Raw genomic sequence first — 13,064 nt, forward strand, 5'->3', positions numbered from 1 at the left:
TTTTCAAAACAATATACATAACCATAAAAGCGGAGATTTTACTGACTGTTAATATGAAAAATTAAAATGAAAATGGAGGGGCTATGATGAAAGGTTTTGAATATTTGCAGGCAGAACTTGATGAAATGAAACAGCAAGGAACATTCCGGACGCTGATTCCGCTCGAGTCAGACCAGGCTTCAAAAGTTGTCATAGATGGGAAAGAATTAATTCAGTTATCATCTAACAATTATTTAGGTTTAACAACTCATCCTAGACTGGTAGAAGCATCAATCAAAGCTGCTGAGAAATTTGGAGCGGGAACCGGATCGGTAAGAACGATTGCCGGCACTTTTACCATGCATGAAGAGCTTGAAACGAAGCTTGCTGAATTTAAGCATACAGAAGCTGCACTTGTGTTTCAATCAGGCTTTACAACAAACCAGGGTGTGCTTTCTTCTATTTTGACAAAAGAAGATGTAGTGATTTCAGATTCTCTCAACCATGCTTCAATTATCGATGGCATCCGTTTAACAAAGGCTGCACGCAAAGTATATAACCACGTTGATGTGGCAGATTTAGAAAGAGCGTTAAAAGAATCAGCAGACTACAGAGTCCGTTTAATCGTAACAGATGGCGTATTTTCGATGGATGGAAATATTGCACCGCTTCCTGAAATTGTTGAACTTGCCGAAAAGTACGATGCACTTGTTATGGTTGACGATGCACATGCTTCAGGTGTACTTGGACAAAACGGCCGCGGCACAGTCAACCATTTCGGTCTTGACGGACGTGTACATATTCAGGTTGGGACATTAAGTAAAGCGGTTGGTGTACTGGGAGGGTATGTAGCAAGTACGCGTACACTGATTGATTACTTAATTCAAAAAGGACGTCCATTTTTATTCAGTACATCTCATCCTCCAGCAGTAACAGCTGCCTGTATTGAGGCGATCAACGTTCTTATAGAAGAGCCTGAGCTGATTGATAAGCTTTGGGATAACGCAAAATTCTTCAAAAAAGGCCTTGAAAATCTCGGTTTTGATACAGGTAAAAGTGAAACACCAGTAACGCCTGTCATCGTGGGCGATGAAGCACTGTCTCATCAATTCTCTGATAAACTCAGAGAATATGGCGTCTTTGCACAGGGGATTGCATTCCCGACTGTGGCAAAAGGACAGGCACGTGTCCGCACAATCGTAACGGCTGAGCATTCAAAAGAAGAGCTTCAGAAAGCTTTAGATATCTTTGAAAAAGCTGCAAAAGAGTTAAACATTTTGTAGTAGAAGTAATGGAAAGAGAGGCTTCGGCCTCTCTTTTTTGGAGCTCTAAAAGCTCAAAATGACTGGGCTATGCGGGAGACTCCGCTTTTCTTTTTTACCCGTTTCATTTACTATAGATGTAAGTCCTTTCTTGATTTCTATATTGTTTTGTTCATTAAGAACATATATACTATAAAATTGGTATACTCTCACTTGGAGAGTAGGGTTAGAAGGGCTTGAAAGGAGACTGTTTTACATGAATGAAAAGCAGCGTTTGGAAAATACACAGGTAAATCCGGCGGACAAAAAATCCGAAAAGGACTACAGTAAGTATTTCCAAGCCGTTTATATGCCGCCTTCCTTAAAGGATGCTAAAAAGCGCGGAAAAGAGGAAGTGAAATACCAAAATGATTTCAGCATTTCAGAAGAGTTCAGAGGCCTTGGGAACGGAAAGAAATTTCTGATCCGCACGTATGGCTGTCAAATGAACGAGCACGATACTGAAGTCATGGCTGGAATTTTCATGGCACTCGGCTATGAAGCTACGAACACAACAGAAGATGCAGATGTGATTCTCCTGAACACATGTGCCATCCGTGAAAATGCAGAAAACAAAGTATTTGGTGAAATCGGTCATCTTAAGTCTCTAAAAAGAGAAAAACCAGGGTTATTAATCGGTGTTTGCGGTTGTATGTCGCAGGAAGAATCAGTTGTCACAAGAATCATGAAAAAACATCAGCATGTTGACATGATTTTTGGAACGCATAACATTCACCGCTTGCCTAATATTCTAAAAGACGCATACATGTCAAAAGAAATGGTCATCGAAGTTTGGTCTAAAGAAGGGGACGTTATCGAAAACCTTCCCAGAGAGCGTAAAGGAAATGTCAAAGCATGGGTCAATATCATGTTTGGCTGTGATAAATTCTGTACGTATTGCATCGTTCCATATACACGCGGAAAAGAAAGAAGCAGACGCCCTGAGGAAATCATTCAGGAAGTACGTCAGCTTGCTGCCGGCGGATATAAGGAAATTACACTCCTTGGCCAGAATGTAAACGCCTATGGGAAAGATTTTGAGGACATTTCATACGGCCTAGGCGATTTAATGGATGAAATCCGCAAAATCGATGTAGCCCGTGTCCGCTTTACAACAAGTCACCCGCGTGATTTTGATGATCATCTGATTGAGGTGCTTGCTAAAGGCGGCAACCTGCTTGATCATATTCATTTGCCTGTTCAGTCAGGAAGCTCTGAGATCCTGAAGCTGATGGCACGCAAATATGACCGGGAAAAATATATGACATTAGTGAAAAAAATTAAGGAAGCGATTCCAACGGCTTCTTTGACTACTGATATCATTGTAGGCTTCCCAAATGAAACAGATGAGCAATTTGAAGAAACGCTGTCTATGTACCGTGAAGTTGAATTCGACAGTGCCTATACGTTCATTTACTCTCCGCGTGAAGGGACGCCTGCAGCGAAAATGCAGGATAATGTTCCAATGGAAGTAAAGAAAGCACGTCTTCAAAAGCTGAATGATCTTGTAAAAGAAATTTCAGCTAAAAAAATGATGGAATACGAAGGTCAGGTTGTAGAAGTACTTGTAGAAGGGGAAAGCAAAAATAACCCGGAAGTACTTGCAGGCTATACAACAAAAAGCAAACTTGTAAACTTTAAAGGTCCAAAGTCTGCTGTCGGCCAAATTGTTAAAGTGAAAATAAACAAAGCAAAAACGTGGTCTTTAGATGGGGAAATGGTAGAAGAAGCGATAGAGGTGAAATAGGGGATGTCATTATATACTAAAGAAGAAATCGTAGCAAAAGCCCGTGAATTAGCACAAATGGTTGCTGATACGAAAGAAGTTGAGTTTTTCAAAAAAGCGGAAGCACAAATCAATGAGAACCAAAAAATCCGCGAAAAAGTAGCAAGCATCAAGAGTCTTCAAAAACAAGCTGTTAACTTCCAGCATTACAGCAAGCAGGAAGCACTGAAGCAGGTAGAAGACAAAATCGATAAAATTCAGGCGGAATTAGATGAACTTCCAATTATTCAGGAATTCAAAGAATCTCAAGTTGAAGTGAACGATTTGCTTCAATTGATTGCAGTCACGATTTCAAACCATGTGACAGATGAAATCATCCGCACAACCGGCGGAAATCTGTTAAGCGGTGAAACAGGTTCAAAACTAAATAACTCACCAGGTTCAGCCTGTCATTAAAAGAGGAGCACACTGTTCAAAGCAGTGTGTTTTTTTATTTCATTAAGAGAGCAAATCTGCAGTTTCTTTTAAAATAATTATTCCCGATAAAGAGCGCACTATGATTTATTCTTCCGCAGTTATCTCCAACAGCCGAAAACACAATCAAATCTACAAATAAATATTTAATTGAACTATGTTCTAAATAATCATAGTAACCTCTGAACCCGGCAGCAAAGGCAAAAACAGCCTTTGCTGCCAAAACCTTAGTGCCCAACTGAGATTACCGGACAATTCCGCTTTTTCTTTTCAAAATTTAGGCACATATCTGGGCGTACACGCATACAATGAACTATACCGATTCATGTATTGGTGGAACATATTATTTATTCCTTTATATTAGTAGCACAAACCATACTAGCCCAGCATAGGATTAAATGAAGATTGATTGAGGAGGGTATGTACGAATGGCTGAATACAGAGAAATAATTACGAAAGCGATAGTTGCGAAAGGCAAGAAGTTTACTCAATCCACGCACAGCATTGCTCCTTCGCAAAAACCAACAAGCATTCTAGGAGGCTGGTTGATCAACCATAAATATGATGCAAAAAAGGTTGGGAAAACAGTCGAGGTTGAAGGTACTTACGACATCAATGTATGGTATTCGTATGCTGATAATACGAAAACAGAAGTTGTCACAGAAAAAGTTTCTTATGTAGACGTCATTAAGTTGAAATATAAAGATAACAACTTTTTGGACGATGAGCATGAAGTCATCGCAAAAGTGATGCAGCAGCCAAATTGCATGGAGGTCAATATTTCTCCAAACGGAAGCAAGGTTGTTGTTTCTGCTGAGCGTGAGTTTTTGGCGGAAGTGGTCGGTGAGACAAAGGTCGTTGTCGCAATTAATACAGAAGCCTTTGCTGAAGCGGATGAAGACTGGGAAGAAGATCTCGATGATGAGTTTGAAGATCTGAATCCGGAATTTTTAGTAGGCGGAGACGAAGAATAAGAGGAAACTAGGGAGAATTATCTTCCTGGTTTTTCTTTTTTTAAATGCTCTTTTCGTAAATTGTTGTTATTAGAACAGATATGTTTAAACCCATAAGTGCATCTACGCTGCAGGAACTTGACTCCTGCTGGAAATAGAGCGAAATGGGAGACCCTGCAGGCATGCAGAGGAGTCTCACACCGGACTGCGGAAAGCAAGTTCCTATAGTGGAAAGGAACGGACAACATTTATAATCGAAAACAACAATCTGTTCGAAAAACAGCCTTTAATAATAATCACTATAATTCACATGCTATTTCTGGGACAACCTTCCGGGATTCGCCAAAGCAAAAAATCCCCTATGTATGTTATAATAAAGTTTGTTTTGAAACGTACGCAAATGCAATGGGGGATTACAATGGCTACATATACGCCGATGATACAGCAATATTTAAAAATAAAGGCAGAGTATCAGGATGCCTTTTTATTTTTTCGTTTAGGCGATTTTTATGAAATGTTTTTTGAAGATGCCAAAAGAGCATCTGCTGAACTTGAAATAACATTAACGAGCAGAGATGGCGGGGGAGCCGAACGTATTCCAATGTGCGGTGTACCTTATCACTCTGCTCCCGGATATATAGAATCATTAATTGAAAAAGGCTACAAGGTTGCCATATGTGAACAAACAGAAGATCCAAAGCAGGCGAAAGGTGTAGTCCGCCGGGAGGTTGTCCAGCTGATCACACCTGGAACAGTTATGAACGGGAAAGGTCTGCAGGAGCGGGAGAATAACTACTTAGCATCCGTAACGGCATTTCCTTCTAAGTTTGGTTTCGCGGTTACAGATCTATCTACTGGTGAAAACCAAGTGACATTAATAAACCATCTTGATGACATCATTAATGAAATGTATTCTCTGGGTGCAAAGGAATTAGTCGTGCATCCAGATTTTCCTGAATCATATTTAAAAAAAATCGCCGAAAGATCCAGAGTGACCGTTTCGTTTGAAATCGATGCGGGCACAGAGAAATTTGAAGCGATTATTGGCCACCTTGAAGATGAGAGATTAAAAGAAACCTTCGGCAGACTTCACAACTATTTGCAGAAAACGCAAAAGAGAAGCCTTGATCATCTGCAAAAAGTAAAAGTCTATCAGCTGCAGGATTTCATGAAAATTGATTTGTATTCAAAGCGCAATTTGGAGCTTACGGAAACGATCCGTTCTAAAGGGAAAAAAGGGTCGCTGCTCTGGCTGCTTGATGAGACAAAAACAGCAATGGGGGCAAGAATGCTCAAGCAATGGATCGATCGGCCTTTGCTGTCTAAAAATGAAATCGAAAGCCGTCTTCAAATGGTCCAATCCTTGCTTGATCACTATTTTGAACGCGAAGATCTCAGAGAACGGCTAAAAGAAGTCTATGATCTTGAACGGCTCGCCGGGAGAGTAGCATTCGGCAATGTTAATGCCAGAGACTTAATCCAGCTGAAGAAATCATTGCAGCAGGTGCCTGCAATAAAAGAAGTGCTAAGAACAGTAAAGCATAATCAAATAAATGAAATGGCAGAAAAAATTGATCCTTGTACAGAACTGACAGACTTGCTTGCTGCAGCTTTAGTAGAGAATCCGCCGCTGTCTATTAAAGACGGCAACATCATGAAAGACGGTTTTCATGAACAGCTCGATCAATTCAGGGATGCCAGCAGAAACGGCAAATCATGGATAGCACAGCTTGAACAGCAAGAGCGGATGCGTACAGGCATTAAATCGCTGAAAATTGGGTTCAACAGAGTATTCGGCTACTATATCGAAGTAACTAGAGCAAATGTCCACTTGCTTGAAGAAGGCAGATATACACGTAAGCAAACACTGACAAACGCTGAAAGATTCATAACACCTGAGCTTAAAGAAAAAGAAACGCTCATTCTTGAAGCAGAAGAAAAAATGGTAGATATCGAATATGAATTGTTTGTAAAGCTTCGGGAACAAGTGAAGGAATTTATTCCAAGACTTCAATCCTTATCAAAGTGCATAAGTGAGCTCGATGTGCTGCAGTGCTTTGCTGTCATCAGTGAAAAAAGACATTATTCCAAACCTTCTTTTTCAGATCAAGAGCTGTTCATTAAGGACGGCAGACATCCTGTCGTAGAAAAAGTAATGAATTCTCAGGAATATGTTCCAAACGATTGTTATTTCTCAAATGAACGCGAAATGCTCTTGATTACGGGGCCAAATATGTCCGGTAAGAGCACGTATATGAGACAGGTTGCTCTGACGTCTATTCTGGCTCAAATCGGATGTTTTGTTCCTGCTTCAGAAGCTGTCCTGCCGATCTTTGATCAGATTTTCACCAGAATAGGCGCTGCTGATGATTTAATATCAGGACAGAGTACCTTTATGGTTGAAATGCTGGAAGCAAAAAATGCCATTGTCAATGCTTCGGAAAACAGCTTAATCTTATTTGATGAAATTGGACGGGGGACCTCTACTTATGATGGAATGGCGCTTGCGCAGGCCATTATTGAACATATTCACCATCATATCGGTGCCAAAACGCTGTTCTCCACGCATTATCATGAGCTGACAAGCCTTGCTGACGGATTGCCGCAGCTTCAGAATGTTCATGTGTCTGCAATAGAAGAAAACGGCAAGGTTGTGTTTCTGCACAAAATCGAGGAAGGTCCGGCAGATAAAAGTTATGGAATACATGTTGCCGAACTTGCAGAGCTGCCGGCTGAGCTGATTGAGAGAGCAAAAGAAATTTTAGAAAGTCTTGAAGCCGAGCAGACAGTAAAAGTTCCTGCATCGGTGATTGAGAAGACGGAAACGTTTAAAAGCGATGAAGCTCAGCTCTCCTTTTTTAATGAACAGCCTGCAAAGAAAGAGAGCAGACAGGTTCCGAAAAAAGACATGCTGGTGCTTGAGCAGCTGCGGGCCATTAACCTGCTTGAAATGACGCCGCTTGATGCAATGAATGAACTCTATCAAATCCAAAAAAAATTAAAATAATGAAGAGGTGAACAGCATGGGGAAAATTATTCGCCTTGACGATTCACTATCAAACAAGATAGCCGCCGGAGAAGTTGTCGAACGTCCGGCTTCTGTTGTAAAGGAATTAACGGAAAATAGCATTGATGCCGGCAGTACCGTCATTGAAATTCAAATAGAAGAAGCGGGATTAAGCAAGATTCGCATCATTGATAATGGAGACGGCATTTTGCCTGAGGATTGTCTGAACGCTTTTCACAGACATGCTACAAGCAAAATCAAAGACGAAAACGACCTTTTCCGGATCCGGACTTTGGGATTCAGGGGAGAGGCTTTGCCGAGTATCGCGTCTGTTTCCCATATTGAACTGAAAACAAGCACAGGGTCTGGTGCAGGCACAAGAATGGTTCTGTCAGGAGGAAAGGTAGAGATCCATGAAGCTGCTTCAAGCAGAAAAGGCAGCGACCTTACTGTGACGAATTTATTTTTCAACACACCAGCCCGTTTAAAATATGTGAAAACCGTTCATACCGAGCTTGGGAACATTACAGATGTTGTCAACCGTCTGGCTCTATCAAACCCGTCCATTTCTTTCAAGCTGACTCATAATGGAAAGCAAATGCTGCATACTAGCGGAAACGGCGATGTGCGTCAAGTTATTGCCGGCATCTATGGGCTGGCAATCGCAAAGAAAATGATTCCTATTAACTTGCAGTCTCTTGATTTTGAAGTGAAAGGCTATATTTCTCTGCCTGAAATCACTAGAGCATCCCGAAACTATATATCCACAATCGTAAATGGCAGATTTATAAAAAACTATCCGCTTGTAAAAGCGATTCAGCAAGGTTATCATACGCTGCTTCCAATCGGCCGGTTTCCAATTGTCTTTCTGGAAATCAACATGGATCCTATTTTAGTTGACGTAAACGTTCATCCTGCCAAAATGGAAGTCAGGTTAAGCAAAGAGGCTGAATTGAATGAACTGATTTCAGCAGGCATAAAAGAAGCATTCTCCCATCAAAAGCTGATTCCTGAGGCTATTCTGCCAAAGCGGAAAGAAAAAAGTTTTGATGAACAGCAGACATTTACTTTCAGTCATGCTGAAAACAAGCCGCTGTCAGCTGCGTCTGTTCAGCAGGTCATGGAAAAGCGGGAGATTGAACTGGATGAAGCTTCGGAACCAGAAGAGGATATCACAGAACAAAGTCCTCCAGGCATAGAAGAGGAATTTGAAACTTACGATGAACAGTCACCCGGTTATGATGTAGAAGAACCGAAAGCTGCAGAGGCTGAACCAAGAGTTCCAGTTCTATATCCGATAGGCCAAATGCACGGAACGTATATTCTTGCCCAAAATGAGACTGGTTTATATATTATCGATCAGCACGCGGCTCAGGAAAGAATCAATTATGAATACTTTAAAGAAAAAGTAGGACAAGTTGCAACGGAAGTGCAAGAGCTCCTTGTTCCGATTACGATTCACTATTCAGCAGATGAAGCTTTGATCATCAATGAGAAAATGCAGGCACTGGCTGAAGTGGGAATCTTCCTTGAGCCATTTGGCGGAAATAGCTTTATCGTGCGCTCTCATCCGCAATGGTTCCCGCGCGGAGACGAGCGGGAGTTAATTGAGGAAATCATTCAGGAAGTGCTTGATCATAAACAGGCGGATATTAAAAAGCTGCGTGAAGAAGCTGCAATCATGATGAGCTGCAAGGCTGCCATCAAAGCCAATCATCATCTCCGCAATGATGAAATGTTTGCTTTACTCGAAACGCTCAGAAAAACAACAGATCCTTTTACTTGTCCGCATGGAAGACCGATTATTATTCATTATTCAACGTATGAAATGGAAAAAATGTTTAAGCGCATCATGTAAAAAGGAAAGCCCGCCGGCTTTCCTTTTATCTATTTCTAATCAAGCTGACTGCAGCTTTTGCCATACTTAATGACATCATATATAGACCGCCCGTCAGATGAGTGATTTTCTGAGTATTTAAATGGAAGCAACGAAAAGAACACAAAGTAAACGGAAAAATAAACAAACTGGTAGAAAAATATATGCGGTTCAAGAATACCGGTGTGGATCAATGTATTAACAATCAAAATGGCTGATAGATTAAACAGAGACCCGCCGGCATAGACAAATGCGTGTGTGTAGCGATTATCCCAATTCAAACTGTCGTATTGACAAAAGGAATCTAAAAAATAGTATTGATTGACTTCAAGTTTACCTATTCTGAAAAGAAGTTTCCCTCTGCCGAGTATAAAAACGGCTTTGCCCCCAAACATCCAAACGAAGACAAAGTGTCCCAGCTGATGAATAAATGCTACGATTGGCAGCACGAAAAAGAAAGCCCAAAAAAACGTGATCATATCCTCTAGCTGAAACATGCAACAGGCCCTCCTACTTAATGAATTACTGGTTAAATTCCCTCAAATTTCGGATTAAAACTGAAAAATAAAAATTAACCTTTATTGCCTAGGCTACTGCATTTATTTTCCTGATTCATGCGCCTAATTCCTTATCCTTTCATAGTCTGAATGATAAAGAGAAAAGGAGTGTTTTCAAATGGACTGTTACCGGCAGCAGCTTCCGGTTCCGCATGCTCATTTTTATCATGGAGTCACTGAATGGAAGGAAAATCATTATCATTATGTACGTGGGTTTTCAAAACCTCTGAACGGAAATTCTTATGATAAGCATTTTCATTATGTTGAAGGATTAACAACGTTTGATAATCAGCATTATCACCGTTTTTACGTAAAAACAGGCCCTCCTATTCCAATGCTGGATGGAACCCATTATCACCTATTTTCCGGGAAAACGTACAGGAACTATACAGAAGCGGAGCCTGTCGAGTTTGGCGGTGTTGTCTATTCTGAACAGCAGAAGCCTGTTCATCAGCATTTATTTAATGGCCGAACAAGCGGACCAATCGGTTATTGACTATCAATCGTTTGGCTGAACAGAAAACTGGAAATAATAAACTGGTATTCACTGATTTAAAGTGATAAGATGTTGAAAAGCGGACTATAAGGAATGAAAGAGTGGTTGCAAGTTGAAGAAAGAGAAGCTGGTCGTAATTATTGGACCGACAGCTGTTGGTAAAACCAATTTGAGTATACAGCTCGCAAAAAAACTTAACGGCGAAATTATCAGCGGTGACAGCATGCAGGTATACCGCGGTCTTGATATAGGCACTGCAAAAATAACTCCAGATGAAATGGATGGAATACAGCATCATCTTATTGATATAAAGAATCCAGAAGAAGATTTTTCATCTGCTGAATTTCAGGAAATGGCCCGTCCATTAATTTCAGACATTCACGCAAGAAACAAAATGCCTATCATCGTCGGCGGAACTGGATTATATATACAATCTGTCATATACGACTATCAGTTCACTGAAATAGCCTCTGATCTAGCCTTCAGGAAACAGCTTGAAGCTGAAGCGGCTGAATTTGGCAACGAAGTGATACATGAAAAACTCGCTGAAATTGATTCTGTGTCTGCCGGAAGAATTCATCCCAATAATGTAAGGCGGGTTATCAGGGCGTTGGAGATTTTTCATTGTACAGGCAAAACAATGACAGATTTTCTTGCAGAACAGGAGAAGGTTCTGCTGTACGATGTTGTGGTCGTAGGTCTTACAATGGAAAGAGAACAGCTCTACGATAGAATTAATTTAAGAGTAGATCTCATGATGGATCAGGGCCTGATTGATGAAGTGAAAAATCTCTATAATCTTGGGCTGAGGGATTGCCAATCCATTCAGGCGATAGGCTATAAAGAATTGTATGCCTATTTTGACGGTGCTGTTTCCCTTGAAGATGCAAAAGAGCAGCTTAAACAAAATTCCAGAAGATATGCCAAACGCCAGCTTACCTGGTTCCGCAATAAAATGGATGTGAAATGGTTCGATATGAGTCAGCCGCTGGATATGGAAATGAGATTCAATGAAATTTTTACATATATAGCAGGAAAGCTTAATTTAAGCGCGAATACATAACACATAGAGAAAAGAGGAGGACGAAACATGAAAACAACAGTAAATATTCAAGATCAAGTATTAAATAATATCCGTAGAGACGGTACCTTTGTAACGGTATTCCTGCTGAACGGCTTTCAATTAAGAGGGCTTGTCAAAGGATTTGATAACTTTACGGTTCTTTTAGAAACAGAAGGAAAGCAGCAGCTTATTTATAAGCATGCGATCTCAACATTTGCACCTCAGAAAAATGTATCACTTGAATTAGAATAGAGAAATGAAAGCAGTCTTCAGCACATTGGAGGCTGCTTTTATTTTTGATTTTGGCTCCTTTCGTAAACTTTGTTGCTATTTAGACTAGATATGTTTAAAACCATTAGTGTATCTACGCTGCAGGATTTTGACTCCTGCCGGAAATACATGCCGAGGAGGCTTCCCACCCTCATCGAAAACAACAATCAATGCGAAAACAGCCCTGATTTTAAATTCAAATACATCTATATTGCATTAGCAAATAAGCGGAAATATTTCTCGGGAAAGCGCATAATACTACAAAACATCGCATGTATCAACATTTTTTTCAATTAGTAAAATTATTTTCATATTTTTATATAGGCATTTGTCACGATTTTGCCCGGTGCGACGTATAGTAGTAAAAGAATGTGAGGTGAACATCTTTGGATCAAGCAGTCACATTTAAAAACAATGGTCAAATTAATGTGATTTTGAATGGGCAAAAAAAGACGTACCAAGAGAAAATCAGCGAAACATCAACTTATGAAATAAAAATTCCGAAAACACAGCTTCAGCATGTCATTCTTAATGAAATGGAAGCTGAATTAAACACTCTTGTGGGCATGGAAGAAATGAAACGGATGCTAAAAGAAATTTATGCATGGATTTATATCAACAAGAAGCGTGAGGAACAAGGCTTAAAGGCTGGAAAGCAATCCCTTCATATGATGTTCAAAGGAAATCCCGGAACAGGCAAAACAACAGTTGCCAGGCTGATAGGCAAATTGTTTTTTCAAATGAATGTGCTCTCAAAAGGACATTTGATTGAAGCTGAAAGGGCAGATTTAGTCGGAGAATACATTGGACATACAGCACAAAAAACAAGAGATCTGATAAAAAAATCGCTGGGCGGGATTCTTTTTATAGATGAAGCATATTCACTTGCACGCGGAGGAGAAAAGGATTTCGGCAAAGAAGCGATTGATACGCTTGTTAAGCATATGGAGGATAAGCAGCATGAATTTGTCCTGATATTAGCGGGCTATTCGAAAGAAATGGATCATTTCCTGTCCCTTAATCCAGGACTTCATTCAAGATTTCCCCTTGTCGTGGATTTTCCGGATTATTCTGTAGAACAGCTGATGGAGATATCGAAAAGAATGATGAATGAAAGGGAATACACATTCAGCAAAGAAGCAGAGTGGAAGCTTCGTGATCATTTAAATATGATTAAAACAAACATGGCGCCTGCTAAGTTTTCAAACGGAAGATATGTCCGAAATGTCATTGAGAAATCAATCAGATCCCAGGCAATGAGACTGCTTTCATCAGATCAATATCAGCGGGATGACCTGGTGACAATCAAAAGCCAGGATCTCGTCATAAAAGAATAAAGCCGCATATTGCGGCTTTATTATC

The 13,064-nt window shown here is 40.3% G+C and carries 10 protein-coding genes and 1 pseudogene; 10 read left to right on the plus strand and 1 reads right to left on the minus strand.

Annotation, left to right across the window (positions count from 1 at the left end; genetic code table 11):
- Positions 1–86 precede the first annotated feature (86 nt).
- The 6 genes from AC3ISE_RS10095 (at position 87) to mutL (ending at position 9,298) form a co-directional block, all read left to right on the plus strand.
- Positions 87–1,262 (plus strand): glycine C-acetyltransferase, encoded by a 1,176-nt coding sequence (locus tag AC3ISE_RS10095; protein ID WP_489224309.1) that lies wholly within the window; start codon positions 87–89, stop codon positions 1,260–1,262.
- A 235-nt stretch (positions 1,263–1,497) separates the two neighbouring features.
- Entirely contained in the window at positions 1,498–3,027 is a 1,530-nt protein-coding gene (gene miaB / locus AC3ISE_RS10100; RefSeq protein WP_489224074.1) for a tRNA (N6-isopentenyl adenosine(37)-C2)-methylthiotransferase MiaB, read from the plus strand.
- 3 nt (positions 3,028–3,030) lie between these two features.
- Entirely contained in the window at positions 3,031–3,462 is a 432-nt protein-coding gene (locus AC3ISE_RS10105; protein ID WP_489224075.1) for a YlbF/YmcA family competence regulator, read from the plus strand.
- Between the two features lie 446 nt (positions 3,463–3,908).
- On the plus strand, positions 3,909–4,454 hold the full coding sequence (gene cotE, locus AC3ISE_RS10110; protein WP_070877329.1) for an outer spore coat protein CotE: 546 nt from the start codon (positions 3,909–3,911) through the stop codon (positions 4,452–4,454).
- A 397-nt stretch (positions 4,455–4,851) separates the two neighbouring features.
- Positions 4,852–7,440: a DNA mismatch repair protein MutS gene (gene mutS, locus AC3ISE_RS10115; RefSeq protein WP_489224076.1), complete on the plus strand. Its 2,589-nt coding sequence runs from the start codon at positions 4,852–4,854 to the stop codon at positions 7,438–7,440.
- A gap of 16 nt (positions 7,441–7,456) precedes the next feature.
- Positions 7,457–9,298, plus strand: coding sequence for a DNA mismatch repair endonuclease MutL (gene mutL / locus AC3ISE_RS10120; protein ID WP_489224077.1), 1,842 nt, complete (start codon positions 7,457–7,459; stop codon positions 9,296–9,298).
- A gap of 35 nt (positions 9,299–9,333) precedes the next feature.
- Here mutL and AC3ISE_RS10125 read toward each other — a convergent pair whose 3' ends face one another.
- The gene (locus tag AC3ISE_RS10125) at positions 9,334–9,813 is read right to left on the minus strand and encodes a hypothetical protein (RefSeq protein ID WP_489224078.1); all 480 of its coding nucleotides are present in this window, start codon (positions 9,811–9,813) and stop codon (positions 9,334–9,336) included.
- 178 nt (positions 9,814–9,991) lie between these two features.
- Between AC3ISE_RS10125 and AC3ISE_RS10130 the strand changes: the two genes are divergently transcribed.
- From AC3ISE_RS10130 to spoVK, 4 genes and pseudogenes are all read left to right on the plus strand, one after another.
- Positions 9,992–10,369, plus strand: coding sequence for a YmaF family protein (locus tag AC3ISE_RS10130; RefSeq protein ID WP_489224079.1), 378 nt, complete (start codon positions 9,992–9,994; stop codon positions 10,367–10,369).
- A gap of 112 nt (positions 10,370–10,481) precedes the next feature.
- Positions 10,482–11,432 (plus strand): tRNA (adenosine(37)-N6)-dimethylallyltransferase MiaA, encoded by a 951-nt coding sequence (gene miaA, locus AC3ISE_RS10135; RefSeq protein WP_489224080.1) that lies wholly within the window; start codon positions 10,482–10,484, stop codon positions 11,430–11,432.
- Positions 11,433–11,459: 27 nt separating this feature from the next.
- Positions 11,460–11,684: an RNA chaperone Hfq gene (hfq, locus tag AC3ISE_RS10140; RefSeq protein ID WP_070877335.1), complete on the plus strand. Its 225-nt coding sequence runs from the start codon at positions 11,460–11,462 to the stop codon at positions 11,682–11,684.
- Between the two features lie 536 nt (positions 11,685–12,220).
- Positions 12,221–13,039: pseudogene (gene spoVK, locus AC3ISE_RS10145) on the plus strand (stage V sporulation protein K); the annotation flags it as partial.
- Positions 13,040–13,064: the final 25 nt, after the last annotated feature.

Source organism: Metabacillus sp. KH_069 (genome assembly GCF_057838075.1).

What these genes read in the sequence shown, in the direction of transcription:
- AC3ISE_RS10095 (WP_489224309.1), top strand. Translation starts at nt 87, where the DNA reads ATGAAAGGTTTTGAATATTTGCAGGCAGAACTTGATGAAATGAAACAG.
- miaB (WP_489224074.1), top strand. Translation starts at nt 1,498, where the DNA reads ATGAATGAAAAGCAGCGTTTGGAAAATACACAGGTAAATCCGGCGGAC.
- AC3ISE_RS10105 (WP_489224075.1), top strand. Translation starts at nt 3,031, where the DNA reads ATGTCATTATATACTAAAGAAGAAATCGTAGCAAAAGCCCGTGAATTA.
- cotE (WP_070877329.1), top strand. Translation starts at nt 3,909, where the DNA reads ATGGCTGAATACAGAGAAATAATTACGAAAGCGATAGTTGCGAAAGGC.
- mutS (WP_489224076.1), top strand. Translation starts at nt 4,852, where the DNA reads ATGGCTACATATACGCCGATGATACAGCAATATTTAAAAATAAAGGCA.
- mutL (WP_489224077.1), top strand. Translation starts at nt 7,457, where the DNA reads ATGGGGAAAATTATTCGCCTTGACGATTCACTATCAAACAAGATAGCC.
- AC3ISE_RS10125 (WP_489224078.1), bottom strand. Translation starts at nt 9,813, where the DNA reads ATGTTTCAGCTAGAGGATATGATCACGTTTTTTTGGGCTTTCTTTTTC.
- AC3ISE_RS10130 (WP_489224079.1), top strand. Translation starts at nt 9,992, where the DNA reads ATGGACTGTTACCGGCAGCAGCTTCCGGTTCCGCATGCTCATTTTTAT.
- hfq (WP_070877335.1), top strand. Translation starts at nt 11,460, where the DNA reads ATGAAAACAACAGTAAATATTCAAGATCAAGTATTAAATAATATCCGT.